The following is a 25,699-nucleotide window of genomic DNA, read 5'->3' as shown; positions in this document are numbered from 1 at the left end:
GCCATGGGGCGACTGGGCCGACGACGCCCAGGTATGTGCCGCCTACACTGTCCTCATGGCGAAGTGGACCCCCAAGCACGAGGCACCCGAGCCCCTTGAAGGGCCCGTAGTCGCCACCATCGTCGGCGGCACGATCCTCTGGTTCGTCCTCTTCCTGGTGCAGCTCCCCTTCTACGGCTGGTTCGACGACCGGGACGCGTCGTGGTGGGTGTGGACCTGCCTGGCCGGCGCCGGACTCGGGCTCATCGGCATTTGGTACGTGCGCGGACGCGATCGGGCGATCAAGCGCGCGGAGGCGGCAGCGGCAGCGAAGGCGGCAGAGGTGGCGGACCGGACCGGAAAGCCCTCCCCGGACGCGTAACCCCCGAGCGGAACGGCCCGTACAACCACAGGCCCATCTCCGTCATACTCCGGTCCGATCTTCCGCCACTCGACGGGTCAATCAGCCCGTCCGGTCGTACCGTCGAATTCATGACGCAGCGGGCAGAGATCCATACCGACGGGACCGACGGAACCGACGGGGGGACCCGGCCCACCGGGCTCACCACCGCCGAGGTCGCCGAGCGGGTCGCCCGGGGTGAGGTCAACGACGTACCGGTGCGCAGCTCGCGCTCCGCCGTCGAGATCGTCCGGTCCAACGTCTTCACCCGCTTCAACGCGATCATCGGCGTGCTGTGGGTGATCATGCTCTTCGTCGCGCCGATCCAGGACAGCCTCTTCGGCTTCGTCATCGTCGCCAACACCGCCATCGGCATCGTCCAGGAACTGCGGGCCAAGAAGACGCTCGACAGCCTCGCTGTTATCGGTGAGGCCAGGCCAAAGGTGCGCCGCGACGGTGTCTCCGCAGAGGTGTCGACCTCCGAGATCGTCCTCGGCGACCTGGTGGAGCTCGGGCCCGGTGACAAGGTCGTCGTCGACGGCGAGGTCGTCGAGACCGACAGCCTCGAGGTCGACGAGTCACTCCTCACCGGTGAAGCCGACCCGGTGCTCAAGCAGCGCGGCGAGCAGGTGATGTCCGGCAGCTTCGTCGTCGCGGGCGGCGGCGCGTTCACCGCCACCAAGGTCGGCCGCGAGGCGTACGCGACCCAGCTCGCCGAGGAGGCGTCCCGCTTCACGCTCGTCCACTCCGAGCTGCGCAGCGGCATCAACCAGATCCTCAAGTTCGTGACGTGGCTGATGGTCCCCACGTCCATCGGCCTGATCATCAGCCAGCTGGTCGTCAAGCAGAACGAGCTCAGGGACTCCATCGCACGCACCGTCGGCGGCATCGTCCCGATGATCCCCGAGGGCCTGGTACTGCTCACCTCGGTCGCCTTCGCGGTCGGCGTGATCCGGCTCGGCCGCAAGCAGTGCCTCGTGCAGGAGCTGCCCGCGATCGAAGGCCTCGCGCGGGTCGACGTGGTCTGCCTCGACAAGACGGGCACGCTCACCGAGGGCGGCATGGACGTCACCGAGGTACGACCGCTGAACGGCTCGGCCTCCGGCTCCGGCTCCGGCTCCGGCTCCGGCTCCGACGAGGCGTACGTACACACCGTGCTCGCCGCCCTCGGCGAGTCCGACCCACGGCCGAACGCCAGCCTCCAGGCGATCAGGAACGCCTACCCGCACACCGACTCCTGGCGCTGTACGCAGGCGCTGCCCTTCTCCTCCGCCCGCAAGTACAGCGGGGCGAGCTTCACCGAAGGCGACGGCGGCAGCAGCTCGTGGCTGCTGGGCGCGCCCGATGTGCTGCTGCCCGAGGGCGACCCGTACCTCGACGAGATCGACCTGCTCAACAAGCAGGGCCTGCGCGTCCTGCTGCTCACCCGCGTCACCAAAGAACCCGGCGCGCTCGACGACCCGCAGGTCACGAACGGCTCGCTCCCGGCCGCCCTGGTCGTCCTGGACCAGCGGCTGCGCCCCGAGGCCGCCGACACCCTCCAGTACTTCGCCGAGCAGAACGTCGCCACGAAGGTCATCTCCGGCGACAACGCGGTGTCCGTCGGCGCGGTGGCGGCCAAGCTCGACATGCCGGGCGCCGCGAACACCATAGACGCCCGTACGCTCCCCGCCGAGCGCGCGGACATGGCGGACGCGCTGGACGAGAACGCGGTCTTCGGCCGGGTCACCCCGCAGCAGAAGCGCGACATGGTCGGGGCGATGCAGTCGAAAGGCCACACGGTCGCGATGACGGGCGACGGCGTCAACGACGTACTCGCGCTCAAGGACGCCGACATCGGGGTCGCGATGGGCTCGGGGTCGGAGGCGACGCGGGCGGTCGCGCAGATCGTGCTGCTCAACAACAGCTTCGCGACGCTGCCGTCGGTGGTGGCCGAGGGGCGCCGGGTCATCGGCAACATCACGCGGGTCGCGACCCTCTTCCTGACGAAGACGGTCTACTCGGTGCTGCTGGCGATCCTGGTGGTCTGCTCGCAGGTCGAGTACCCGTTCCTGCCACGGCACTTGACCCTGCTGTCGACGCTGACGATCGGCGTCCCGGCGTTCTTCCTGGCGCTGGCGCCGAACAAGGAGCGGGCCCAGCCGAACTTCGTCCGCAGGGTGATGCGGTACTCGATCCCCGGCGGCATCATCGCCGCGACCGCGACCTTCTGTACGTACCTGCTCGCCCGCAGCCACTACCGGGGCCCGGACGCCCTGTCCGCCGAGACGAGCGTGGCGACGCTGACGCTCTTCCTGGTGTCGATCTGGGTACTGGCGATCATCGCCCGCCCGTACACCTGGTGGCGTGTCGGCCTGGTCGCCGCGATGAGCCTCGGCTTCGTGCTCGTTCTCGTGGTGCCGTGGCTCTCGGAGGTCTTCGCCCTGCGGCTGGTCGGTACGACCATGCCGTGGACGGCGGTGGGTGTCGCGGCGGTGGCGGCGGCCGCCCTGGAGCTGGTGTGGCGCTGGGTCGGCCGCCGCTTTCCCGCTTAGCGGGGGGTTTCACTTCGGGTGCTTAGCTGCTCAGTTGCTTAGCGCACGTCGAGGTAGTCGCCGGCGGCCGTGACCGGGGCGGTCGTCGACGAACCCGCGAAGCTCCAGCGCCAGTAGCCGTCCGAGGCGGCGGTGACGGTGGTGCTCAGGTTGCCGGTGCTGTTCGTGTTCACCGTCTTGACGGTGGTGTACGTGGTGGTGCCGGCCTTGCGGAACTGGAGCTTCGCCGGCTGGGCCGAGTAGCCGGCGTAGACGCCGGTGTCCCAGTTGGCGCGGGCCAGCTTGCCCGTGATCGTGATGGTCTTGCCCTTCACGACCGGCTCCGGGGAGGCGTTGGCCGTCAGCGTCGAGGCGCGCAGGATCTTCGTCGTACCGGCGACACCGTTCGTGTGGGAGTCACCGTCGTTGCCGATGGCCGAGGCCCACAGCTTCCAGGTGCCGGCGATCTTGTTCTCCATGCCCGCCGGGTCGATCTCGATGCTGTACTTGCACGTGGTCGTCGTCGCGTTGACCACGGTGCAGGTGCCGGTCGGGTTGTCAGGACCGAAGAAGCCGATGGCGTCTTCCTCGGGCTTGTCGCCCGGACCGTTCCACAGGAACGAGTGGATCTCGTAGATGTTCTCGGCGTCGGTCGCGGTGACCTCGGCGGTGATGGTCTTCTTCGCCGTGGTGCCGAGCGAGAGAGCCTTGCCGCCGTTGACGACCACCTTCGTGATGCGGGTGTCGCCTTCGATCTCGTCGGCCGGCGCCTGGGCGGCGAAGGCCGCCGCGCGGTCGGAGGCCGGCTTGGGCTCGTAGTCGGCCTGGGCGGCCGGTACGGCGAAGGCGGAGAGAGCCAGGGCGCCGGAAACGGCAGCCACAGTGGTACGAATGCGCATGAAAGTCCCCATGTTTTTTATGCGACCCCGCCGTGTTTTCCCCCCGGCGGGATCTTGGAATGCTCGGTTGAGCAAGAGACGGCGGCCGCCTTGAGCCGAGCTGGCTCCGGGGCGGCCGCCGGTTGTTTCAGTGCTGCTCGATCAGTGCTTAGCGCACGTCGAGGTAGTCACCGGCCGCGGAGACCGCGGGGGTGGTGGACGTACCCGCGAACGACCAGCGCCAGTAACCGTCGGACGCCGCGGTGACGGTCGTCGACAGGTTGCCGGTGCTGTTCGTGTTCACCGTCTTGACGGTGGTGTACGTGGTGGTGCCGGCCTTACGGAACTGGAGCTTCACCGGCTGGGCGGAGTAGCCCGCGTAGGTGGAGGTCTCCCAGTTGGCGCGGGCCAGCTTGCCCGTGACCGTGATGGTCTTGCCCTTGACGACCGGCTCGGGAGAAGCGTTGACCGTCAGGGTCGAGGCGCGCTGGACGCGGTGCGTCTTGTACGCGTCCTTCCACATCATGTCGCCGTCCTTGCCGAAGGCGGCGGCCGTGACCTTCCAAGTCCCCGCGAGGGAGTTCTTGTACAGGTCGAGCTGCGGGTCGACCGTGATCGTGAGCTTGCACGTCGACGTCGTGGCGCTGGACGCCGTGCAGGTGGCCACGTCCTCGTTCGGGAGGAGCCAGCCGTCGGGGTCGTCGACCGACGCGCCGTGCCAGAGGTCGATGTACGCGTCCTCGATACCGGCCGGGTCGGTCGCGGTCAGCGAGACCGTGATGGTCTTGGCTGCCGTGGTGCCGAGAACGATGTCCTTGCCGCCGTTGACGACGACGTTGGAGATCGTGGTGTCGCCGACGATCTCGTCGGCAGGGGCCTGTCGGCCGGAGGCCGACAGGCTGCCCGCCTTCGGGGAGTCCTCGGCCTGAGCGACCGGGACAGCGAAGGCGGACAGAGCCAGGGCGCCCGAAACGGCAGCCACAGTGGCACGAATGCGCATGTATGTACGTCCCCACATGAATGCGACCCCGCCGCGTTTCCCCCCGGCGGGATCTGGAGTGTCGAACGAAGTGTAGGTAGCCTGCGGAGAGTTCGTAAACAATAAAATCAGTCGAACCAGCGATCCCGCGCCAATTCTTCCGTCCGCGAGGGGTCTTCGATCAGTGCCGCCACCTCGAATCGGCGCGGCCACTGGCCCGCCGACCAGGCAAGACCCGCCGCCACACCCTCCAGGGTGGCCGCGTGGACGACACCGTCGGGCGTGCGGCGCCAGTCCAGCTCGACTCCGCCCGCGAGAAGCTCTTCATGTTCGATATACGTCGCCGGGGTGCCGGCACCGAGCAGGACCCGTACCGCTTCCGGAACCTCTCGTTCCACACCCTCGGACGTCACCTCGGCCTCCGCCGACTCGCTGAGGCGGCGTACCTGAAGGAGCTCCGCCAGGTCGGCGGCCCTGGACGGGGCCACCGGCAGCAGCGGCAGCCCCGAGGTGAGCGGCAGCAGGTCGGGGGCGTCCGTGACCACCGCGTCCGCCGCGTCGACCACCCGCACCTCGCCGTCCACGACCGCGCGCAGCTCGTCGGGGAGGGTGACCTGCTCGGGGTCGAGGTCGGCCAGCGCGCCGTACAGCGCGTGGAGTTGGGGCGCGGTGACCGTACGCTCCGGGTCCGCGAGGCGGCCGAGGAGCTCCGCGGCGCCGCCGGGCTCGTCCAGCAGCGCCGCGACGGACGTCCGTACGCCGAGCGCCCTCAGCACCTGCTCGTCGTCGAAACCGGTCGCGTTGGCGGAGGTGTAGAGCCCTTCGAGGAGCGGGTCGCCGCCCGCCGAACGCAGACCGGCCGGGCGGCGGCCGTCGAGCACGGGGTGGTCGCGCAGCCACCACGCGGTGTACGGGCGTACGGACTGCGTCGTGCCGTCGGGCAGCAGTACGCGCACGGGCTGGGTCAGCGCGTCCCGCAACGGCGGCTGCGCGAGCAGCGCGAGGGCCTGCGGCCACTTGTCGTCGTCGACCAGGTCCAGGTCCCGTACGGCGACGATCTCGGTGGCGACCGGCGGCACCGAGGTCTCCGGCAGCTGGTCGAGGATGTCCTCGCACCACACGTCCACGGCGTCGAGCAGCCCGGCGTCGTCGGGCTCGGCGAAGTCACCGTCGCGCGGCTCGAATTCGTCGGGGTCGAGGACGATGTCGGTGGTGCGTACGAGCGCGAACGTGGCCAGGACACCGCAGGCGGTGAGCGGCTGCTCGCCCCAGCGGTCGGCCAGCTCGGCGTCGCACAGGGCCAGTTCGTCCTCGCGCATGATCTGGGCGAACGGGCTGCCGGGCAGGACGAGTTCGCCGGCGGGCGAGAGCTCGCCGTCCTCGTCGGGGAGGGCGAGGGCGCCGAGCCAGGGCTCGTCGCCGGGCGACAGGTCGGCGTCCCGTACGAGGGCCAGGACGGTTTCCGCCAGCTCCTCGGCGTCCGGGGCGTCCTCGTCCCAGACCATGCCCCCCTCGTCCATGGAGGCGGCGACGGCGGCCCTGACCTGAGGGGTGGTCAGGACGGCGCGGGGGGTGGCGGGGAGCGCGCCGAGCTTTTCGAGGAGGGGATGGGTGGCGTCGGGGTGGGCGACCTTGAGACCGAGGCGGGCGAGCTGCTCGGCGGCGGCGGCGTCCGCGTCGCCGGCCAGGGGCAGGAGCACCTGGCGGGGACCGATGACCGTACGGCCGCTTGCCAGCGGAACCGGCAGCCCGGACAGGCGGTCCGGGTCTACGCCCGCCAGGGACTCGTACAGCCGCCGCCACCAGGACGGCTCGCGCTCGGCGCCCGCGAGGCGCTCGATCGCGTCGCCGAGCGGGAGGCGGCCGACGCCGAGGGTGCGCAGCTCGGCGCGGCGTTCGAGGCCGGCGGGCAGCAGGGTCGGCAGCACTTCGGCCATGACACGGACGGTGTCGGCGCCCGCGCCCTCGACGACCTCCGCCTCGAAGGGCCGCAGGGCGGTGAGTTCCTCGGACGGTGCGGCCGGGGCGAGGAAGGCGACGCGGGGCAGCCGCTCGATGACGGCGGCGCGCAGGGCGCCGTCCAGCTCCCCCTTGCCGAGCGGGCCCGGCACGAGGTCGACGGTCCCGGTGGAGACGGGCTCCCAGTCGCCGAGCAGTTCGGCGTACGCGTCGGCGGCGCGCTGCACGAGGAAGTCGGTGAGCGGGCCGGGCGCGGGGTGGCGGCGGGTGGTGTCGAGCGGCAGCGAGGCGATGAGGAGTGCGGGTACGCCGAGGGGTTCGTCGGTCGGCGTCGGGGCGTGCACGACGGGCGCGGTGGTGGGCCGCTGCGGCGCGCCCTCGCTGTCCACCGGGACGGCCCAGGTGACGGCCCAGTGGGGGCGCAGGCGCTCCTCGACGGGCCGGTCGGCGAGGAGGGCGGGCTGCAGGGCGCCGGAGCGGGTGACGGTGCGCCAGCGGGTGGTGCGGGTGGTGGTCCGGGTGGTGGTGCCCACGGTGTCGTCGATGTGCACGTACGCGTCCTGCTCGGCGCGCGTGAGCGTACGGGTGGCGCCGTCCGGGGTCTCGACGACGATCTCGGCGAGGCCGGGCAGCGTGAGCAGCAGCGCGTCGTCGATGGCGTCGAGCAGGTGCTGCGCGAGGTCCACGGCGCCGCCGTCGCGCAGGGGCAGGACGACGACGGTGTCGTAGCCGGCGGGGGCGGAGCCTTCCGCCGGGAGCGGGAGCCGCAGGAGGGGCACGTGGCCGTCGCGGCGGCGCAGTTCTTCGCCGAGGCCGGGGGCGGTCTGGGCGGCGTCCACGGCCAGTTCCCTGGCCTCGGCCAGGGACCAGCGGACTCCGCCGTGGCGGCCGAGGACGGCGGGCTCGTCGCTGACGGCGAGAACGGCGGCGAAGCCGACACCGAAGCGGCCGACGGCGCCGACTTTTTCTTCGCGCTTGGCGGATGCGCGCAGTGTGCTGAGCGATTCGACGCCGGCGGCGTCGAGGGGGGCGCCGGTGTTGGCGGCGGCGAGGATCGCGGGGGCGTCGGCGGTGGCGGCGTGCAGGGTGAGGCGCAGGCGGCCGGTCACGCCGGCGCGGGCGGCGGCGTCGGCGGCGTTCTGGGCGAGCTCGACGACCAGGCGGTCGCGGTAGCCGCCGAGGGCGAGGTCCTCCTCGGCGTTGGCGTCCTCGCGGAAGCGGGCGGGGCTCGCGCTCCACGCGTCGAGCACGCCGCGCCGCAGCCGCGCGGTCCCGAAGGGGTCGGCCTCGTCGGTGGCCCTGACGCTCACGCTTGTCTCCGCTCGTCCTGAGGTACGGCTCGCTGGCCGTGGCTGATCGCCAATGACGCCTACCCGCGTCTACGGGGCGCAAGTATCGCGCGCGAACGGCCCTGCGGCGGCTACCCGCCTGGCCGGGTCGCTGCGCTGGGCTTTCCCCGACCCGCCCCTTCCCGAACTGGGGGCAAGCCCCCAGCCCCCGCAGCCCACGCAGACGCCCTTCGGGCGTGTCCTCAAGCGCCGGACGGGCTGGATTTGCCGCGCAGCGGCAACTCTCAGCCCCTCCGGCGCTTGAGGAGCGGGGTCTGGGGCAGCGCCCCAGTTCGGCACCGCCCACCGCGGGGCCCGGGGCCTCAGGAGTGGCCCAGGTCCTCCGTCGGGTCCGGGATCGCCGGGACCGAGCCGCCCTCCGGGTCGGGGCGGAGCGGAAACGCGTCCGTGGCCATGGAGTCCAGCACCGGCGGCGCAGGCCGCAACGGCTTCGGCATGACCGCCGCCTCCGAATGCCCGCCACAGCCATAGGCGAGCGAAACGACCCGCCCGTCCGCCGGCGAGAACTCGTTCGCGCAGACACCGAACGCCTGCCGCAGCGACCCTGCCAGCGGGACGAGGAACGCACATGAGACACAGGTCGCCGGCGCTGCCTGCGCCATCGGGGTCTTCGCGCCGTACGCCTCGTCCCAGCGGTCCGCCGCGATGTGCAGCCCGTACCGCGACAGGACACGCGCCCGCCGCATCCCGAGCTCTTCGGCCACCGCCGCGATCGAACCCCGCGAAGGAACCAGCGGCAACCTCGCCGGCGGCCCGTTCATGACCTCGGCGTCCTCCGCCTCGACGAGCTCCGCCATCTCCTCCGAGACGGCCGAGTCCGGCGGCGGCGCGTCCTCGCCCGTGTAGCCGGGCTCCAGGCGCAGATCCTCCGCCTCGGTGGGGAGCAGGTCGCCGGGACCCATGTCGCCCGGGCGCAGTCGCTCACTCCACGGCACCCACTCGGGCGCCAGCAGCGAATCCGGCCCCGGCAGCAGCACCGTCTCGTTGAGGGTGACCAGCTTGGCCCGCGACGCGCGGGTGACCGTCACCGCCCAGCGCCAGCCCCGGTAGCCGGGCTCCTTGCATTCGAAGAGGTGGGTGACCACCCGGTCACCCTCCGCGAAGAGGGAGACATGCTCGCCGACCACCCCGGGAAAGGCGGCCTCCTCGGCCGCCCTGCGGGCAAGGTCTACCGCCTCGGCGCACAGGCGGTCAGGGGTTCGGCTTCGCGTCGTCGCAGCACTCACAGGTCTCGCTTCTCTCCTACGCCGTCTCACGGGTGCGCCAACGGATGCCCGTACGAGGTACGAGATACGAGGTGCGAGCTGCGGGCGGAGCGGACCAAAGGGCCGCGTCGACGTCCGCGCCCGACCTGGTCTCGGTCTCGGGCGCACTTTCCAACACCCATTCTGCGGGATGACGGAGAGGCGCGCGGCCGAGGACAACCGCCGGTGGCGCGCTACGCACGCTACCCCCTCCGCCGCCCCCGGCCCACCTGCACGCCCGTCTTTAGGACGGGAAGGCCCGCGAGAAAGCCGCAGAGAGTCGGCAGAGCGTCCCAAATGCCCGGAGTGGTGGTTCACCTGCGCCGTCCGCCACGTTTCCCGTTCGACCCGGGGAGGCTTGGGGCACTATGGCGGAGTGGCTGCCGCAAAGTCGTCTGACGGATCCGGTCCACTGAGCAGGAAGGGCCGGGCGGTCGGCCGTGCCCTCCACCTGCCCTTCACTGGTACGGCGAAGGGAATCCGCCGCGCCACGCACGCGCACGGCGCGGGCGAGTCGGGTCTCGGCAAGCTGATCGAGCTGCACGCCGTCAACGGCGCGGGCGACGTCATGGTCACGGTCGCCCTCGCCTCCACCGTTTTCTTCTCCGTACCCACGGACGAGGCGCGGGGCCGTGTGGCCCTCTATCTCGCCGTCACCATGGCGCCCTTCACTCTCCTCGCGCCTGTGATCGGCCCGCTCCTGGACCGGATCCCGCACGGCCGCCGCGCCGCGATGGCCGGCGCGATGCTCGCCCGCGCGCTGCTCGCACTCGCGATGTCGGGCGTGGTGGCGACGGGCGGACTGGAGCTCTATCCGGCGGCCCTGGGCGTATTGGTGTCTTCGAAGGCGTACGGCGTCGTACGGAGCGCCGTCGTCCCGCGCCTCCTCCCGCCCCGCTTCTCCCTCGTGAAGGCGAACTCTCGGGTGACCCTGGCCGGGTTGCTCGCGACGGGCGCGGCCGCGCCGATCGGGGTCGGCCTGCAGCAGATCGGTCCGGCGTGGCCGCTGTACGGGGCGTGCGCGCTGTTCATCGCCGGTACGGTCCTGGCCTTCACGATGCCGCACAAGGTGGACTCCGCGAAGGGCGAGCGGAAGGCCATGCTGCTGGAACACGCGCTCCGGCACGGACACGGGAAAGGGCCGCGCCGTCCCGGCCTGCGGACCGTCGGCCCCTCCGTACTGCACGGTCTCCAGGCCAACGCGGCGCACCGCATGCTCTCCGGCTTCCTGATCTTCTTCCTGGCGTTCCTGATCCGCGAGCATCCGCTCTCCGGACAGAGCGCGGCCGTGTCCCTCGCGATCGTCGGCGTCTCGGCCGGCGTGGGCAACGCCTGCGGTACGGCCATCGGCGCCTGGCTCAAGGCCCGTGGCCCCGAGGTGATCATCGCGACGGTGCTGATGCTCACGCTGGGCGTGGCCGTCGGCGCGGCCCTGTTCTTCGGCGGACTGATGGTGGCGGTGCTGGGCGCGACGGCGGGCCTGTGCCAGGCGCTGGCCAAGCTGTCGCTGGACGCGCTGATCCAGCGGGACGTGCCCGAGGAGGTGCGTACGTCGGCGTTCGCGCGCTCCGAGACGCTGCTCCAGATGGCCTGGGTGGTGGGCGGCGCCATCGGTATCTCCCTGCCGCTGAACGGCTCCCTCGGCCTGGCGGTCGCCGCCGGCCTCCTCGCCACGGGTGCGGCCCTGTCCGTACGGGGCCTCCTGAGTGCGGCCCGGCGCGGCACGCCGCACCCCCGCGTCGCGTGAGGCCGAGCGGGCGATAGCCTTCGCCCCATGACCGTTGCGCTCCTCTCTGGTAAGGCCCGCCGCACCGCCACCGTGATCGGTGCCGTGTCGGCCGGACTCCTCGTCCTGTCCGCCTGCGACAAGCCGACGCCGCTCGCGACCGTGACGGTCGGCACGAACTCGGTGAACACCGAGGCCTCGTGCTACAACGACGGCTCCCCGATCAAGGAATCCCTGCTCCAGGGCTGCCTGAACAAGAAGGCCGAGAAGACCGTCAAGGTCTCCATGGACGACAAGGTCCGCTTCGGCGTCGACCCCGAGATCGCCGACAAGGGCTGGACGCTCTTCATCAACGGCCAGCAGGCCGAGCAGGAGCCGTTCAAGAAGACGTACCGGACCATTCCGGGCAGCGCCTTCTTCGCCCAGCAGCAACAGCAGCAGCAGCCGGGCGCGCCGAGCCCCGACGAGGCGCAGGTCAGCGTCGTCGAGACGAAGGGCAAGAAGCTCACCGGCATCTGGCACTTCAAGCTGGAGAAGACCTCCTGACGATGCGCGTACTGGTCGTGACCGCGGTTCCCGCAGAGCGGGACGCGGTCACGCGCGCGTTTACGGGTGCTTCCACCGACGTCGATGTCGTCGCCGCCGGAGTCGGGCCCGCCGCCGCTGCCGCCGGGACGGCCACCGCGCTGGCGCTGGTGTCTGCGAACCGCCCGTACGGGCTGGTGATCTCGGCGGGTATCGGCGGCGGGTTCGACCCCGTGGCCCCGCTCGGCTCGCTCGTCGTCGCCGACGCGATCGTCGCCGCCGATCTGGGTGCCGAGACCCCCGACGGCTACCTCCCGGTCACCGCTCTCGGCTTCGGCGCCGTGGAACACCTGCCGCCCGCCGCTCTCGTACGGGCCGTGGCCGACGCGACCGGGGCGGTCACCGGCACCGTGCTGACCGTCTCCACCGTGACGGGGACCGCCGCCCGCACCGCCGAGCTGCGCGCCCGGCACGCGTACGCCGCCGCCGAGGCGATGGAGGGGTTCGGGGTCGCCGAGGCCGCCGCCCAGCACGGCGTGCCGGTGCTGGAGATCCGTGCGGTGTCGAACGCCGTGGGGCCCCGCGACCGGGCGGCCTGGCGCATCGGGGAGGCGCTGGAGGCGCTCACCGGGGCGTTCGGGAAGCTCGTGCCCGTACTGGAAGGTTGGGATGGAAATGACCGCTGAGACGCTGAAGATCGCTTACTCGCCCTGCCCCAACGACACCTTCGTCTTCGACGCCTGGGCGCACGGCCGCGTGCCGGGGGCGCCCGCGCTCGATGTGACCTTCGCGGACATCGACATCACCAACGGGATGGCCGAGCGCGGGGAGTTCGACGTACTGAAGGTCTCGTACGCCGTGCTGCCGTGGGTCCTGGAGGAGTACGCGCTGCTGCCGTGCGGCGGGGCGCTCGGGCGGGGCTGCGGGCCGCTGGTGCTGACGCGGGAGGCCGGGGTCGACCTCACGGGGAAGCGGGTCGCGGTGCCGAGCGAGCGCTCGACGGCGTATCTGCTGTTCCGGCTGTGGGCGGCGGATGTCGTGCCGGGCGGGGTCGGCGAGGTCGTCGTCATGCCGTTCCACGAGATCATGCCGGCGGTGCGCGACGGCAAGGTCGACGCGGGGCTCGTCATCCACGAGGCGCGCTTCACCTACCAGGACTACGGGCTGCATTCGCTGGCCGACATGGGCCACCACTGGGAGGACACAACCGGCCTCCCGATCCCCCTGGGCGCGATCATCGCCAAGCGCTCGCTGGGCGCGGAGCGGCTGCGGGGGCTGGCGGAGGCGGCGCGGGAGTCGGTGCGGATGGCCTGGGACGATCCGCTGGTGTCGCGGCCGTATGTGCTGGAGCACGCGCAGGAGATGGATCCGGCGGTGGCTGATCAGCACATCGGGCTGTACGTGAACGAGTTCACGGCGGATCTGGGCGAGAGCGGTTACGCGGCGGTGCGTGGACTTCTCACGCGTGCCGCTGCCGAGGGCCTGGTTCCGCCGCTCGGCAGCGGTGCGCTGGAGTTCTTTTAGCCCCCACCCCGCCCCTTCCCGAGACTGGGGGAAGCCCCCAGCCCCCAGTCAACACAGACGCCCTGCGAGCGTGTCCTCAAACGCCGGACGGGCTGGAAATGCTCCCGCACCCACCCAGCCCCTCCGGCGTTTGAGGACGAAAAAGGGGTTACACGTCCAGCTGGTCGGCCACCGCGCGCAACAGGCCGGCGATCTTCGCGCCCGCCGCCTTGTCCGGGTAGCGGCCGCGTTCCAGCGCCGGGGTGATGTTTTCCAGAAGCGTCGTCAGGTCCTGGACGATCGACGCCAGTTCGTCGGGCTTGCGGCGCTGCGCGGCAGCGACGGACGGGGTCGGGTCGAGGATGGTCACCGAAAGCGCCTGGTCGCCGCGCTGTCCCGCAACGACGCCGAATTCGACACGCTGGCCGGGCTTCAGGGCGTCGACTCCGGCAGGGAGCACCGACGAGTGAACGAAGACGTCGCCGCCGTCGTCGCGGGAGAGAAAGCCGAAGCCCTTCTCACTGTTGAACCACTTGACCTTGCCGGTAGGCACGTCTGTCCTCGTCCTCGTACTTGTCGGTGAAAACGGCTCTGGATAGCACTACAGCGGGTCGTAGGACCCGCCACCACCAAGGCTAATGGTCCAGGGGCTGGTGACAAGACGTCGCCGGGCGGTTCCTCCGGGCAGGGAACTACCCTGAGCGGGTGATGACTGAAACCCAATCGGCCGAGGCCGGCGCCGGTGACCGGCTGGTACGTACCGGCGCGATCGTCTTCTTCGTCGGCGCACTGGCCACACTGGTCACTGTGGCCCCGCTCTTCCTCGGCACCGAGCCCTTCCCCCCGATCGCGTACGCCGTCTGCATGCTCATGGGCGTCGGCTTCGTGATCGCCGCCGCCGGAGTGCTCAGGTCGATCGCCGCGCAGCGCCGTCAGGCACGTTCCGCGCAGTAGGCACGGAGCCAGGCCGGGAAGGCCGTGAGGTCCGCCAGGACCACGTCCGCACCGGCTTTCCGCAGCTCAGCCGCATCGCACGGCCCGGTCGGCACGGCGACGGACAGGGCGTCCGCCGCCTGCGCGCCGCGTACGTCACCGACGTGATCCCCGACGTACACCGAGGCGCCGTACTCGCGCAACGCCTCCGCCTTGGCCTCCGCCCACAGCCAGCCGATGACCGCGTCCGGCTCGATGCCGAGGTGCGCGAGGTGGAGCTTGGCGTTCGGCTCGTGCTTGGCCGTGACGACGATGGCCCGGCCACCCGCCGCCCGTACCGCGGCCACCGCCTCGCGGGCGCCGGGCAGCGCGGGAGTTGGCGTGATCGCGTACGTCGGATAGATCTCGCGGTAGCGGTCGCCCATCTCCTGAATACGCCCCTCCGGGAACCAGTGCGCCAATTCCTGCTCCAGCGGCGGACCGAGCCGGGTGATCGCCAGGTCGGCGTCGATGTACGCACCGGTCTCGGCGGCGAGCGCCTCGTAGGCGGCCTTGATGCCGGGCCGGGAGTCGATGAGCGTCATGTCGAGGTCGAAGCCGACCGTCAGCGGGAGCGTAGGCATGCAGGCCATTGTGCCTGCGGGGGCCTCAACGCCCACCCGTACACTTAGCCAAGCCTTACCAACCTCCGGACGCGGAATGGGTCAGATGCGAGCCGCCACCAGCCACTCCAGACGCGCGCTGGTGACCCGCCGCATCGGCTGGACGGCCGTCGCCGTCGCCGCCCTGCTGCTGTCCGTCCTCCTCAGCCTCGCCGTCGGGGCGCGTTCCATCGCGCCGTCCGAGGTCTTCGACGTACTGCTGCACAACGACCACAGCGACGCGGCCGAAGTCGTACGCACCATGCGGGTGCCGCGCACGCTGATCGGTCTGATGGTCGGCGTCGCCCTAGCACTGGCCGGGACCGCCCTCCAGGGCATCACCCGTAACCCCATCGCCGACCCAGGGATCCTCGGAATCAGCCAAGGCGCCTCAGTGGGCGTGGTCCTGGCGATCGCCTTCGCCGGAATCCATTCGCTCTCCGGATACGTCTGGTTCGCCTTCGCGGGCGCGGCGCTCGCCTCGGTCGCGGTGTACGCCATCGCGGCGAGCGGGCGCGGCGGCGCGACCCCGGTGAAACTCGCGCTGGGCGGGGCCGCGATCAACGCACTTCTCGCCTCCGTCACGATGGCGGTCCTGACCACCCAAGCAGCCGCGCTCGACGAGTTCCGCTTCTGGCAGGTCGGTTCCGTGGCCGGCCGTGACGCGCAGGTCGTAGGCCAGATCTGGCCCTTCCTGCTCCTGGGAGTCGTTCTCGTACTCGCCGTGGCGCGCGGCCTGGACGCACTCGCGCTCGGTGAGGACGTCGCGAAGGGCCTTGGCCAAAACATCGCGACCGTACGGATCGTCGGCGGCATCGGCGCGACGATCCTGACCGGCGCGGGCGTCGCGGCGGCCGGCCCGATCGCCTTCGTCGGGCTCGCGGTCCCGCACATCGCGCGGGCGATCGTGGGCAGCGACCACCGGTGGGTGCTGCCGATGGCGGCGCTGATCGGCCCCGTGATGCTGCTGGTGTCGGACGTCGTCGGGCGGGTCGTCTTCCCGCCGAGCGAAGTACCCGCGGGCGTGATGACAGCACTGATCGGTGTGCCGTTCCTGGTCGCCCTCGTACGACGAAAGGCGGTGCCGGCGTGACCAGCGACGCCATGGCCGGGGTCCGGCCGGCGGGTTACGCACTCGTCCGCGTCGGGCAGGGGCGGTTCCTGCTGCACCGGCGGGCCGCCGTAATCGCCGGGGGGCTCGCACTCGCGCTGGCCGCCGCCTGCGTCGCGTACCTCTGCACCGGCGAGAGCTACGTCCCGCCCACCGAAGTCCTGAAGGTGCTCTTCGGACAGCCGTCGGCGAACGAACTGGTAGTCGGCACACTGCGCCTGCCCCGCATGACCGTCGGCCTGCTGGTCGGTGCCGCGTTCGGCGTGGCGGGTGCACTCATCCAGACCGTCGCACGCAACCCCCTCGCCAGTCCCGACATCATCGGCATCAGCCAGGGCGCGAGCGCGCTCACGGTAGGCGCGATGACCTTCGGGATCACGTCGTACGCCGTACTCCCGTACCTCTCCGTCCTGGGCGGCGTCCTGGCCTCCGCTCTCGTCTACGCCTTCGCCTGGCGCGGCGGCCTGCACGCCACTCGTTTCGTACTGATCGGCATCGGCTTCGCGATCGCCCTGCGCTCCATCACCCACCTCTTCCTGACCAAGGGCGACTATCTCGTCGCCCAGCAGGCGCAGATCTGGATGACCGGCTCCCTGAACGGCCGCGGCTGGGACGAGGCGGCTCCGTTGGCCTGGGCGCTCCTCGCACTACTGCCCGCCATGCTCTGGGCCGCCCGCGCCCAGCGCACGGTATCGATGGACGACGACACCGCGACGGCATTGGGCGTACGCCTGGGCCGGGTGCGCCTCGGCCTGGTCTTCACCGGCGTAGTGCTCGCCTCCGTGGCCACCGGAACCGCCGGCCCCGTCGACTTCGTAGCCCTGCTGGCACCGCAAATCGCCCGCCGCATGACCCGCGCCGCGCAGATCCCGCTCCTCTGCTCGGCGCTCATGGGCGCACTGATCGTCGTACTGGCAGACCTGCTGGCCCGGCGGCTCCTCTCTCCCACCGAACTGCCGGTCGGCGTGCTGACGGCAGCGGTCGGCGCCCCGTACCTGATCTGGCTGATCATCAAAGGCCGCACTGGAGGCAAGGCGTGAGCAGGCTCACCGCTCGCGAGCTGACGCTCGCCTACGAGGACCGTACGGTCGTGCACGAGCTCGACCTGGCCGTACCCGACGGCCAAGTGACCGTAATCGTCGGCCCGAACGCGTGCGGCAAATCCACCACCCTCCGCGCGCTGGGCCGACTGCTGAAGCCGAAGAGCGGCGCGGTGCTCCTGGACGGCGCGCAACTGTCGAAAACCCCCACCAGGAAGATCGCACAAGCCATCGGCCTGCTCCCCCAGACCCCCGTCGCGCCCGAGGCCATCACCGTCGCCGACCTGGTAGCGCGCGGCCGCCAACCCCACCAGCACTGGTGGCAACAGTGGTCCGACGAAGACGAACGCGCAGTGACGGACGCCATGGCGCGCACCGACATCACCGCACTCGCCGACCGCCCCGTGGACGCGCTCTCCGGCGGACAACGCCAGCGCGTATGGATCGCGATGGCACTGGCCCAGGAAACGGATCTCCTCCTCCTGGACGAGCCGACGACGTACCTGGACATCTCCCACCAAGTCGAGGTACTCGACCTGGTACGCCAGCTCAACCACGACCGAAACCGCACGGTCGTCGCCGTCCTCCACGACCTCAACCAGGCGGCCAGGTACGCCGACCACCTGGTCGCGATGAAGGAGGGCCGCATAGTCGCTGAGGGCCACCCCACCGACATCGTCACCGCCGACCTGGTACGCGAGGTCTTCGGCCTCACCGCGATCGTCATCCCGGACCCGGTGACCGGCTCTCCCCTCGTCATCCCCGGCGCACCGTGGAGCCCCGTTTCGCGGACCGACGTGCCAGGAGGGGACGTGCTGGGGCGCTCCCCGCAGGGTGTCGAACGCAACCACGCCGAAGAAAAGGCAGTGCCCGAACGTTCGGCACCCGAGGAGACGCCGCAGCGCGGGACCGACCCCGAAGCCACAGCTACGCCCGTTACCCCCCGGCCACCCCGAAAGGCACCCACCTCATGACCGAACCGTCCCGCAGCCGCAGCCGCCTCGCCGCCGGCTCCCTCGCCACCGTGACCGCCGCCCTCGCGCTCTCCGCCTGCGGCTCCTCCAGCTCGGACAAGCCGTCATCCTCCGACGCACCGGCCGGAGACAAGACCCACACGGTCAAGACCGCCATGGGCGAAGTGAAGGTCAAAAACAACCCCCAGCGCGTAGTAGTCCTCGACACCGCCGAACTCGACTCAGCAATCACGCTCGGCGTGAAGCCGGTAGGCGCGACGCACACCACCGCCGAGCCCGGCTTCCTGAGCTACCTGCCCAAGGACAAGGTCTCCGGCATCAAGGACGTAGGCGAGATGATGACCCCCAACCTGGAGGCCGTCGCCGCCCTCAAGCCGGACCTGATCCTCACGAGCAAGGTGCGCCACGGCGCTCTGTACGACGAGCTCAAGGCGCTCGCGCCGACCGTGATGACGGAGAACACCGGCTACCCCTGGAAGGAGAACTTCCAGCTCCACGCCGACGGGCTCGGCAAAAAGGCCGAGGCAAAGCAGGTAGTCGCCACCTACACGACGCACGCCGCGAAGGTCACCGAAGCGATCGGCGGCAAGGACAAGGCCGCGAAGACCAACGTGAACGTGGTGCGCTTCATCGAAGGCGCGGACATCCGCATCTACGGCAAGCAGAACTACATCGCGACGGTCCTGGCCGACGTCGGTCTGGGCCGCCCGGCCATCACCGACAAGGCGAAGGACGGCTTCTCGTACGACGTGAGCCCCGAGAAGATCAACCTCGCGGGCGACGACGCCGACGTCGTCTTCCACTCGACGTACGGCGACCCGAAGAAGGCCAAGCAGACGCAGACGCTGAACAGCGGCCTGTGGAAGAACATGCCCGCCGCGAAGGCGGACAAGGTCTTCGGCGTCGAGGACGAGCTGTGGATCCAGGGCATCGGCTACACCGCCGCCGACAAGATCCTCGACGAGATGCAGAGCCACCTCACCAACAACTAAGAAGTCCCCCTATCGCCTCCGCGCCCGCCACACCAGGTAGAGCGCGGAGGCGACGGCCGCCGTCCGCAGGACCACGGGCCACACGCCCGAAATCGCGTCACCCATCGCGCCCTGCGCGATCGGCTCGCCCCACCGGCCCTCGGTCCGGCCCCACAGCCACACGAAGCCACCCAGAGCGACGAGACCGGGCAGCCCGAGCACCGCCCACTTCGCCTGGGCGCGGCTGATGCGCTGCGAGGCGTACGCGAGGAGCCAACCGCCGCCCAGCGCGATCAAGTTGCCGATGACGGCGCCCACGACCAGCAGCCCGGCGGCGAGCAGCAGCAGGAGACTGACCGGCGGGCGCACCGCGTCCGGCTGCACGGCGGTACGACGCCGCAGGCGCAGCAGGCGGCGCCGCTGGGGGACTTCCGCCTCGACGACCACATCTTCTCCGGCGTCGGCGTCGGCGTCTTTGCCGTCCTCCTCCTCCACGGGCGGTGGCTTGAGTATTTCGGGAATCTCCACGCCGCCGGTGAATCCCGGCACGGAGACGCCCAGCCCGAAGGGCCCAGGTTCGACGCGCCACCAGTCGGGTTCGCTGCCCTGCGGCCCGAGTTCGTCGGACCCGGCGAGGTGCGGCGGAGAAGCGCCGACAGACTGCTCCACGTGGTCGCTGCCGCGGTCGCGGTCGCGGGGCCGCGGAATCCGCAGTCCGCGCCCCTTCGACTTGTCACGCTGCTCCGGCAGTACGACGTGCTGCGCCGCCACGGGCTCAGGCAACGCCCCGCCCGAAGCCACCCCCGCCACCAACTCGGCCGGCGACCCGATCCGGCCCAGGATGCGGCGTACCGCAGCCGGGGAGTCGGGCGTACCGAACTTGGAGCGCTGCCGGTCGATCTCGTCGCGCAGCCCGGCCACGAGCCGCATCCGCGTAGCTGAGGGCAGCTTGTGCTGCTGCGCCAGGTCGCCGACCCGGCTCAGATAGTCGTAGACGAGCTGATCGCTCTCGATCCCCACGGCCGGTCCCGTCCCCTTCCCCTCACCCTCCAACCTCCAACTGCCTGCACCGACGGTAGCGCCACACCGGCTACCGTGGGGCGGATGGGGACCGGCGAGCGCAACCAGGAGGCGCACGTGTCCGAACGATCAGGCGCAACGCCACCACGCACGCTCGCGGAAGCCCTGCGCACCCGCGGCGACGCGTCCCTGGCCGCGCTGCTGCGTGCCCGGCCCGACTTGCTCTCGCCCGTGCCGAACGACTTGTCACAGCTCGCGACCCGCGCGGCGACGCGCGCTTCCGTCGTACGGGCCCTGGAACGGCTCGACCGGTTCACGCTCCAGAGCGCCGAAGCGCTGGCGGTGGCACCCGACCCGGCTCCGTACGAGGCGCTGCGCGCGCTGATGACCGGCGACGAGGGCGACCCGGCGATCGAGGCGGCGCTGCCGGGGGCCGTCGCCACCCTGCGGGACCAGGCGCTGCTGTGGGGCGCCGACGACCGGCTGCGCCTGGTGCGTACCGCCCGCGAGTTGCTGGCCCCCTCTCCCGCGCACCCGTCCCCCACCGGCCTCGGCCCGACGGTCGCCGAGGCGACGGCCGGGATGTCGCCGGGGCGCTGGCAGGAGACCCTGGCGGCGGCAGGCCTGCCGCCCACCCACGACCCGGTATCGGCGGTGACGGCCCTCGCCGCGCTCTTCAACGACCGCACCCGCATGTCCGAGCTGCTCGACACCGCGCCGCCCGAGGCGCTGATGGTGCTGGAGCGGCTGGTGTGGGGTCCGCCGTACGGCGAGGTGACCCCGGACCCGGCGCCGCCCGTCCGCTGGCTGCGCGACCGCGGGCTTCTGCTGCCGACGAGTCTGCGTACGGTCGTGCTGCCGCGCGAGGCGGCGTTGCATCTGCGCGGCGGACGCGCGCACCGGGCGGTGGAGCCGGTGCCGCCCGCCGTCGTGCCGGCGCACGAATACCGTCCACAGGTTGTGGACGGCACGGCGGCCGGCCAGGCGTACACGGCGCTGGCCACCATCGAGGAGCTGCTCAAGGACTGGAACGAGGGCGGCCCGGCCGTCCTGCGCTCCGGCGGTCTGAGCGTGCGCGACCTGAAGCGGACGGCCGCCGCGCTCGACGTGCCCGAGCACACGGCCGCCTTCTGGGTCGAACTCGCCTACGCGGCAGGGCTGCTGGCCCCCGACGGCGAGACTTCGGAGCGGTACGCCGCGACGCCCGCGTACGACGAATGGCTCGATCTCCCGCCGCAGGACCAGTGGACCCGCCTCGCCACCGCCTGGCTGCGTGCCACCCGTACGGCCGGCCTGGTCGGCGGCCAGGACGCGAAGGGCCGCGTCCTGGCGGCGCTCGGCCCGGACCTGGACCGCTCGGCGGCCCCGGAGGTACGCCGCCGGGTCCTCGCCCTCCTGGCCGAGCTCCCGGAAGGCGCCGCGCCGGCGCCGGAGCGGCTGCTGGCGCGGCTGCGGTGGGAGCGGCCGCTGCGGGGGGCGGGGTCCGGGGCGTCCGGCGAGAGCGGGGGCACCGCCACCTCCCCCGGCGACCTGCGGTCCCGTATCGCGCTGTGGACCCTCACCGAGGCGGAACTCCTGGGCATGACGGGGCGCGGGGCACTGTCCTCCCACGGCCGGGCGCTGCTGGAGGGGTCGGCGGAGGCGGCGTCCGAGGCCGCCGCGCTCCTCGCGCCGCTGATTCCGGAGCCGCTGGACCACGTACTCCTCCAGGCCGACCTCACGGCTGTCGCGCCGGGCCCGCTGCGACGGCCGCTGGCCGACACGCTCGACGTACTCGCCGATGTGGAGTCGAAGGGCGGGGCGACGGTGTACCGCTTCACGCCCGCGTCCGTACGGCGCGCACTGGACGCGGGACGGGCGGCGTCCGACCTGCACGCCTTCCTGGCCGAGCACAGCCGTACGCCAGTGCCGCAGCCGCTCAGCTACCTCATCGACGACGTGGCGAGGAAGCACGGGCATCTGCGGGTCGGCGCCGCTTCCGCCTACGTACGCTGCGACGACGACGCGATGCTCGGCGAGATCCTCGCCGACAAGCGGTCGCAGCCGCTGGGCCTGCGACGCCTCGCCCCGACGGTGCTGGCCGCGCAGAGCGACCCAGCGACGCTGCTCGAAGGCCTGCGGGGGATGGGCTTCGCGCCCGCGGCGGAATCGGCGGCCGGAGACGTACTGATCACCAGGGCCCACGCCTACCGCACACCCCCGCGCACCGCACCCGTCCCGGTCCCCGAGGGCCCGCCGACGCCGGACGACACGCTGCTGGGGGCGGCGCTTCGGGCGATCCGGGCCGGCGACATGGCGTCCACGGCGGTACGCAAGGAGGTCCCGGCGGCGGCTGCTCCGGGCACCACGCCGGGCGAGCTGCCGCGCACGACGTCCGCCGAGACCCTGGCAACGGTCCAGGCCGCGGCCCTCACCGGCTCGGCGGTCTGGATCGGTTACGTCAACGCGGACGGCGCGGCGAGCCAGCGGGTGATCGCGCCGGTACGGGTGGAGGGCGGCTTCGTCACGGCGTACGACCACACGGCGGACGAAGTCCGGACGTACCCACTGCACCGCATCACGGGGGTGGCGGAACTGGCGGACAGCCCTTAGCCACTTGGCGGCCCCGCCGCATACGGGGCTCCGCCCCGGACCCCGGACACCGCCCGGAGGGCGGTCGGGGTCTGGGGGCCTGCCCCCAGAAAAACCCCCGTACCGTGGGGCACATGAAGCGTCCGAAACCGCAGCTCGAACCGCTCAATGTCACCGACGAAGAGCGCACGACGCTGGAAAGCTGGGTCCGACGGCGCCAGGCCGCCCACCAGGACACCAGAACCGCCAAAGACATCGCCCTGCGCGCGCAAATCGTGCTGGCCTCCACGCGCCCCGGCGACGACGACCTCCCCGTGTCCCCGCACACCGTGGCCGACCGCCTCGGCATCTCCTACGAGACCGCCGCGAAGTGGCGCAGCCGGTTCGCCAAGGACCGCCTCGACGGGCTGACCGGCCCGGACGCACCGTTCGACCCCGCCAAAGAAGCTCCGCACCGACCGTGAAGAACTGACCGCGCACCGGCGCCGGCCCGTCAGCGGCGGCGGTCGACGAGCCCCGTGTCCGGCGCCGCCGTCAGCTCCGCCGACCACGTACCCTCGCCGTCGCACTCCTTGCCGTTGGCCCAGCTGGGCGTCATGCTGACCCTCGCGCTGTCCTTCATGATCACGCGGCCGTCATCCACCACGGTGACCGAGAACCGCACGTCGAGTTCCTCGCCCCGTACGTCGTCGGGCGTACGCACATACATCCTGATCCCGCCCGCCGCCGTAGACGCTTCCGTACGGTCCTCCGTACGCTCCTCGCACTCCCCGTCCACGCACAGCCGGAGAACAACGGGACCCGCCGGCCCCGCCGGGGCCGCCGTCGCGCCGCCACCCGGTTCGTAGATCACAGTGACCCCCGGAACACCGCCGATCATCGTGCAGATCCGGGGTCCGTCGCCCAACCCGCAGCCCGCGAGACCCAGCGTCGCGACCAGCGCGGCACCCACCCGCCGGGCCGCAGCCGTACCTGTCGCCCGCACCATCAAGTCCGCCCCCGGCTCCGCCCACTCGTCACTTGCCGGAAGGCACCGTATCCCCCTCCTCGCGCGACCCACGCGGCCCGCGCCTCGCATGCACCGCCCGCCCGATCCGTCGGCCGAGGAGGAAGTAGCCGATGAGCGCACCCGTCGTGTTGAGGATCACGTCGTCGACATCGAACGCCCGCCCCTCGACAATCGCCCCCTGCGCCAGCTCCACCAGCACCATCACCACCACCGTGAGAGCCACCACACGCAGCAGCCGCAGTGAGCGCGGCACGAGCACCGGCAGCAGCAGCCCGAACGGCATGCCCAGCAGCAGATTGCCGCCGATCTGCTTGCACGCGGCGAGGAAGGTGTAGTCCTCGGCGTACTGCCGCAGCGAGGCACCGGGCCGCAGATTGGTGGTGACCAGCGCTTCCGAGGCGTGCGAGGGAGCGAGCGTCAGCCGCGCCAGTACGGCCGAGAAGAGTACGAGCCCGACAAAGGCCAGGGCGACCGCGAGCGCCCGCAGCAAGGCCCTCCCCCAAGACCGACGGGGTTGCGCCTGATCCGCTTCATCCGCTTCATCCGCTTCAGCTGTCATGGACACCCGCCTACCCCGACTCCCGACCCGTATCGCACGCGATGCGGCACACTGGACGTTTGGCCGTACGGGCCGAGCTGCCGCAGAAAGGGCCGAAACACGCGTGAACGGACCCCTCATCGTCCAGAGCGACAAGACGCTCCTCCTCGAAGTCGACCACGAGCGCGCCGACGCCTGCCGTCGCGCCATAGCGCCCTTCGCCGAGCTGGAGCGCGCCCCCGAGCACATCCACACGTACCGCGTGACGCCGCTCGGCCTCTGGAACGCCCGGGCCGCCGGACACGACGCCGAGCAGGTCGTCGACGCGCTCGTCGAGTTCTCCCGCTACCCCGTCCCGCACGCGCTCCTCGTCGACGTCGCCGAGACGATGGCCCGCTACGGCCGCCTGACCCTCTCCAAGCACCCCGTGCACGGTCTCGTCCTGACCTCCACGGACCGCCCGGTGCTGGAGGAGATCCTGCGCTCGAAGAAGGTCCAGCCGCTGGTCGGCGCCCGGCTCGACGCGGACACGGTCGCCGTCCACCCCTCCGAGCGCGGCCAGATCAAGCAGACGCTGCTCAAGCTGGGCTGGCCCGCCGAGGACCTCGCGGGTTACGTCGACGGTGAGGCCCACGCGATCGAGCTCGCGGAGAACGGCTGGGCCCTGCGCCCGTACCAGAAGCAGGCCGTAGAGGGCTTCTGGCACGGCGGCTCGGGCGTGGTGGTCCTCCCCTGCGGCGCGGGCAAGACGCTCGTCGGCGCCGGCGCGATGGCCCAGGCCAAAGCCACCACCCTCATCCTCGTCACGAACACCGTCTCGGCCCGCCAGTGGAAGCACGAGCTGGTGAAGCGGACGTCGCTGACCGAGGACGAGATCGGCGAGTACAGCGGTACGCGCAAGGAGATCCGCCCGGTCACCATCGCGACGTACCAGGTCCTGACGACGAAGCGCAAGGGCATCTACCAGCACCTGGAGCTCTTCGACTCTCGCGACTGGGGCCTGATCGTGTACGACGAGGTGCACCTGCTCCCCGCGCCCGTCTTCAAGTTCACAGCCGACCTCCAGGCGCGGCGCCGCCTCGGCCTGACGGCGACGCTCGTGCGCGAGGACGGCCGCGAGTCGGACGTCTTCTCCCTCATCGGCCCGAAGCGTTTCGACGCGCCGTGGAAGGAGATCGAGGCGCAGGGCTACATCGCGCCCGCCGACTGTGTAGAGGTACGGGTCAACCTCACCGACAGCGAGCGTCTGGCGTACGCGACGGCCGAGGCGGAGGAGAAGTACCGCTTCTGCGCGACGACCGCGACGAAGCGGAAGGTGGCGGAGGCACTGGTACGGAAGTTCGCGGGCCAGCAGATCCTCGTCATCGGCCAGTACATCGACCAGCTCGACGAGCTGGGCGAGCACCTGGACGCGCCGGTCATCAAGGGCGAGACGTCGAACGCGCAGCGCGAGAAGCTTTTTGAGGCGTTCCGGCAGGGCGAGATCAGTGTCCTCGTCGTCTCGAAGGTCGCGAACTTCTCGATCGACCTGCCCGAGGCGACGGTCGCCATCCAGGTGTCGGGTACGTTCGGCTCCCGCCAGGAGGAGGCACAGCGCCTCGGCCGGGTGCTCCGCCCGAAGGCGGACGGCCACCAGGCGCACTTCTACTCGGTGGTCGCGCGCGACACGATCGACCAGGACTTCGCGGCCCACCGCCAGCGCTTCCTGGCCGAACAGGGTTACGCGTACCGCATCGTGGACGCGGACGAACTGATGGCGGAGGACGGCACGGCATAACCCCGTGGCCCCCTGGCCCGCTCGGTAGGCTGCGAGAACAACCCACGGAGGAGAGCGCC

At 71.4% G+C, this 25,699-nt stretch carries 22 protein-coding genes and 1 pseudogene; 14 read left to right on the top strand and 9 right to left on the bottom strand.

Annotated elements, in window-relative coordinates:
- Positions 1–55 precede the first annotated feature (55 nt).
- Both ABZX79_RS09980 and ABZX79_RS09975 read left to right on the top strand, forming a co-directional pair.
- A complete protein-coding gene (locus tag ABZX79_RS09980; protein ID WP_355254053.1) occupies positions 56–361 on the top strand; it encodes a DUF2530 domain-containing protein in 306 nt (101 codons plus the stop codon).
- 110 nt (positions 362–471) lie between these two features.
- Complete coding sequence (locus tag ABZX79_RS09975; protein WP_355254051.1) at positions 472–2,913, top strand: HAD-IC family P-type ATPase; 2,442 nt, start codon at positions 472–474, stop codon at positions 2,911–2,913.
- A 38-nt stretch (positions 2,914–2,951) separates the two neighbouring features.
- Here the strand turns inward: ABZX79_RS09975 and ABZX79_RS09970 are convergent, their stop codons facing one another.
- The 4 genes from ABZX79_RS09970 to ABZX79_RS09955 all read right to left on the bottom strand — a co-directional run bounded on the left by ABZX79_RS09970 (position 2,952) and on the right by ABZX79_RS09955 (position 9,283).
- The gene (locus tag ABZX79_RS09970; protein ID WP_355254049.1) at positions 2,952–3,791 is read right to left on the bottom strand and encodes a calcium-binding protein; all 840 of its coding nucleotides are present in this window, start codon (positions 3,789–3,791) and stop codon (positions 2,952–2,954) included.
- Positions 3,792–3,939: 148 nt separating this feature from the next.
- Positions 3,940–4,770 carry a DUF5707 domain-containing protein gene (locus ABZX79_RS09965; RefSeq protein WP_355254047.1) on the bottom strand — a complete coding sequence of 277 codons (831 nt, stop codon included), beginning with the start codon at positions 4,768–4,770 and terminating at the stop codon, positions 3,940–3,942.
- Positions 4,771–4,877: 107 nt separating this feature from the next.
- Positions 4,878–8,018: a molecular chaperone Hsp90 gene (locus ABZX79_RS09960; protein WP_355254045.1), complete on the bottom strand. Its 3,141-nt coding sequence runs from the start codon at positions 8,016–8,018 to the stop codon at positions 4,878–4,880.
- A 341-nt stretch (positions 8,019–8,359) separates the two neighbouring features.
- Positions 8,360–9,283 (bottom strand): DUF3027 domain-containing protein, encoded by a 924-nt coding sequence (locus ABZX79_RS09955; protein ID WP_355254043.1) that lies wholly within the window; start codon positions 9,281–9,283, stop codon positions 8,360–8,362.
- Between the two features lie 394 nt (positions 9,284–9,677).
- On the opposite strand from ABZX79_RS09955, the gene ABZX79_RS09950 reads away from it, so the two are divergent.
- Genes ABZX79_RS09950 through ABZX79_RS09935 form a run of 4 tightly spaced genes read left to right on the top strand, consistent with a single transcriptional unit; the run spans position 9,678 to position 13,076 of the window.
- Positions 9,678–11,048, top strand: coding sequence for an MFS transporter (locus ABZX79_RS09950; protein WP_355254041.1), 1,371 nt, complete (start codon positions 9,678–9,680; stop codon positions 11,046–11,048).
- Between the two features lie 27 nt (positions 11,049–11,075).
- The gene (locus ABZX79_RS09945; RefSeq protein ID WP_355254039.1) at positions 11,076–11,573 is read left to right on the top strand and encodes a DUF2771 domain-containing protein; all 498 of its coding nucleotides are present in this window, start codon (positions 11,076–11,078) and stop codon (positions 11,571–11,573) included.
- 2 nt (positions 11,574–11,575) lie between these two features.
- Positions 11,576–12,238 carry a futalosine hydrolase gene (locus ABZX79_RS09940; protein ID WP_355254037.1) on the top strand — a complete coding sequence of 221 codons (663 nt, stop codon included), beginning with the start codon at positions 11,576–11,578 and terminating at the stop codon, positions 12,236–12,238.
- Complete coding sequence (locus ABZX79_RS09935) at positions 12,228–13,076, top strand: 1,4-dihydroxy-6-naphthoate synthase (protein WP_355254035.1); 849 nt, start codon at positions 12,228–12,230, stop codon at positions 13,074–13,076. The genes ABZX79_RS09940 and ABZX79_RS09935 overlap by 11 nt, the downstream gene beginning before the upstream one ends.
- Positions 13,077–13,224: 148 nt before the next feature.
- On the opposite strand, the gene ABZX79_RS09930 is transcribed toward ABZX79_RS09935, so the two are convergent.
- Complete coding sequence (locus ABZX79_RS09930; protein ID WP_028811088.1) at positions 13,225–13,608, bottom strand: cold-shock protein; 384 nt, start codon at positions 13,606–13,608, stop codon at positions 13,225–13,227.
- Positions 13,609–13,763: 155 nt separating this feature from the next.
- Here ABZX79_RS09930 and ABZX79_RS09925 point away from each other — a divergent pair, with 155 nt between their 5' ends.
- Positions 13,764–14,009: a hypothetical protein gene (locus ABZX79_RS09925; RefSeq protein WP_355254033.1), complete on the top strand. Its 246-nt coding sequence runs from the start codon at positions 13,764–13,766 to the stop codon at positions 14,007–14,009.
- Here ABZX79_RS09925 and ABZX79_RS09920 read toward each other — a convergent pair.
- A complete protein-coding gene (locus tag ABZX79_RS09920; RefSeq protein ID WP_355254032.1) occupies positions 13,988–14,620 on the bottom strand; it encodes a haloacid dehalogenase-like hydrolase in 633 nt (210 codons plus the stop codon). The genes ABZX79_RS09925 and ABZX79_RS09920 overlap by 22 nt on opposite strands.
- Positions 14,621–14,696: 76 nt before the next feature.
- On the opposite strand from ABZX79_RS09920, the gene ABZX79_RS09915 reads away from it, so the two are divergent.
- From ABZX79_RS09915 to ABZX79_RS09900, 4 genes are read left to right on the top strand one after another with little or no spacing between them, the layout of a single operon-like run.
- A complete protein-coding gene (locus ABZX79_RS09915) occupies positions 14,697–15,722 on the top strand; it encodes an iron ABC transporter permease (RefSeq protein ID WP_355254302.1) in 1,026 nt (341 codons plus the stop codon).
- Between the two features lie 11 nt (positions 15,723–15,733).
- Complete coding sequence (locus tag ABZX79_RS09910) at positions 15,734–16,780, top strand: iron chelate uptake ABC transporter family permease subunit (RefSeq protein ID WP_355254300.1); 1,047 nt, start codon at positions 15,734–15,736, stop codon at positions 16,778–16,780.
- Entirely contained in the window at positions 16,777–17,754 is a 978-nt protein-coding gene (locus ABZX79_RS09905) for an ABC transporter ATP-binding protein (RefSeq protein WP_355254031.1), read from the top strand. The genes ABZX79_RS09910 and ABZX79_RS09905 overlap by 4 nt, the downstream gene beginning before the upstream one ends.
- Entirely contained in the window at positions 17,751–18,746 is a 996-nt protein-coding gene (locus tag ABZX79_RS09900; protein ID WP_355254030.1) for an iron-siderophore ABC transporter substrate-binding protein, read from the top strand. The genes ABZX79_RS09905 and ABZX79_RS09900 overlap by 4 nt, the downstream gene beginning before the upstream one ends.
- Positions 18,747–18,755: 9 nt before the next feature.
- On the opposite strand, the gene ABZX79_RS09895 is transcribed toward ABZX79_RS09900, so the two are convergent.
- Positions 18,756–19,745: a hypothetical protein gene (locus tag ABZX79_RS09895; RefSeq protein ID WP_355254028.1), complete on the bottom strand. Its 990-nt coding sequence runs from the start codon at positions 19,743–19,745 to the stop codon at positions 18,756–18,758.
- An 84-nt stretch (positions 19,746–19,829) separates the two neighbouring features.
- Between ABZX79_RS09895 and ABZX79_RS09890 the strand changes: the two genes are divergently transcribed.
- Positions 19,830–22,337 carry a helicase C-terminal domain-containing protein gene (locus ABZX79_RS09890; protein ID WP_355254026.1) on the top strand — a complete coding sequence of 836 codons (2,508 nt, stop codon included), beginning with the start codon at positions 19,830–19,832 and terminating at the stop codon, positions 22,335–22,337.
- Positions 22,338–22,450: 113 nt separating this feature from the next.
- The gene (locus ABZX79_RS09885) at positions 22,451–22,780 is read left to right on the top strand and encodes a helix-turn-helix domain-containing protein (protein ID WP_355254024.1); all 330 of its coding nucleotides are present in this window, start codon (positions 22,451–22,453) and stop codon (positions 22,778–22,780) included.
- A 29-nt stretch (positions 22,781–22,809) separates the two neighbouring features.
- Here ABZX79_RS09885 and ABZX79_RS09880 read toward each other — a convergent pair whose 3' ends face one another.
- Both ABZX79_RS09880 and ABZX79_RS09875 read right to left on the bottom strand, forming a co-directional pair.
- Positions 22,810–23,304, bottom strand: a complete 495-nt coding sequence (locus ABZX79_RS09880) for a hypothetical protein (protein WP_355254022.1) — start codon at positions 23,302–23,304, stop codon at positions 22,810–22,812.
- 103 nt (positions 23,305–23,407) lie between these two features.
- Positions 23,408–23,884 (bottom strand): annotated as a pseudogene (locus ABZX79_RS09875) (VanZ family protein); the annotation flags it as partial.
- A gap of 103 nt (positions 23,885–23,987) precedes the next feature.
- Between ABZX79_RS09875 and ABZX79_RS09870 the strand changes: the two are divergent.
- Complete coding sequence (locus ABZX79_RS09870) at positions 23,988–25,640, top strand: DNA repair helicase XPB (protein ID WP_355254020.1); 1,653 nt, start codon at positions 23,988–23,990, stop codon at positions 25,638–25,640.
- Positions 25,641–25,699: the final 59 nt, after the last annotated feature.

The sequence above is a fragment of the Streptomyces sp. NPDC002994 genome (genome assembly GCF_040611155.1).
GTDB lineage: Bacteria > Actinomycetota > Actinomycetes > Streptomycetales > Streptomycetaceae > Streptomyces.
This window is presented reverse-complemented; position numbering and strand designations above follow the sequence as displayed.

Coding starts and splice junctions, on each gene's coding strand:
- ABZX79_RS09980 (WP_355254053.1), top strand. CDS start 56: ATGGCGAAGTGGACCCCCAAGCACGAGGCACCCGAGCCCCTTGAAGGG.
- ABZX79_RS09975 (WP_355254051.1), top strand. CDS start 472: ATGACGCAGCGGGCAGAGATCCATACCGACGGGACCGACGGAACCGAC.
- ABZX79_RS09970 (WP_355254049.1), bottom strand. CDS start 3,791: ATGCGCATTCGTACCACTGTGGCTGCCGTTTCCGGCGCCCTGGCTCTC.
- ABZX79_RS09965 (WP_355254047.1), bottom strand. CDS start 4,770: ATGCGCATTCGTGCCACTGTGGCTGCCGTTTCGGGCGCCCTGGCTCTG.
- ABZX79_RS09945 (WP_355254039.1), top strand. CDS start 11,076: ATGACCGTTGCGCTCCTCTCTGGTAAGGCCCGCCGCACCGCCACCGTG.
- ABZX79_RS09940 (WP_355254037.1), top strand. CDS start 11,576: ATGCGCGTACTGGTCGTGACCGCGGTTCCCGCAGAGCGGGACGCGGTC.
- ABZX79_RS09935 (WP_355254035.1), top strand. CDS start 12,228: ATGACCGCTGAGACGCTGAAGATCGCTTACTCGCCCTGCCCCAACGAC.
- ABZX79_RS09925 (WP_355254033.1), top strand. CDS start 13,764: ATGACTGAAACCCAATCGGCCGAGGCCGGCGCCGGTGACCGGCTGGTA.
- ABZX79_RS09920 (WP_355254032.1), bottom strand. CDS start 14,620: ATGGCCTGCATGCCTACGCTCCCGCTGACGGTCGGCTTCGACCTCGAC.
- ABZX79_RS09915 (WP_355254302.1), top strand. CDS start 14,697: ATGCGAGCCGCCACCAGCCACTCCAGACGCGCGCTGGTGACCCGCCGC.
- ABZX79_RS09910 (WP_355254300.1), top strand. CDS start 15,734: ATGGCCGGGGTCCGGCCGGCGGGTTACGCACTCGTCCGCGTCGGGCAG.
- ABZX79_RS09900 (WP_355254030.1), top strand. CDS start 17,751: ATGACCGAACCGTCCCGCAGCCGCAGCCGCCTCGCCGCCGGCTCCCTC.
- ABZX79_RS09890 (WP_355254026.1), top strand. CDS start 19,830: ATGGGGACCGGCGAGCGCAACCAGGAGGCGCACGTGTCCGAACGATCA.
- ABZX79_RS09885 (WP_355254024.1), top strand. CDS start 22,451: ATGAAGCGTCCGAAACCGCAGCTCGAACCGCTCAATGTCACCGACGAA.
- ABZX79_RS09880 (WP_355254022.1), bottom strand. CDS start 23,304: ATGGTGCGGGCGACAGGTACGGCTGCGGCCCGGCGGGTGGGTGCCGCG.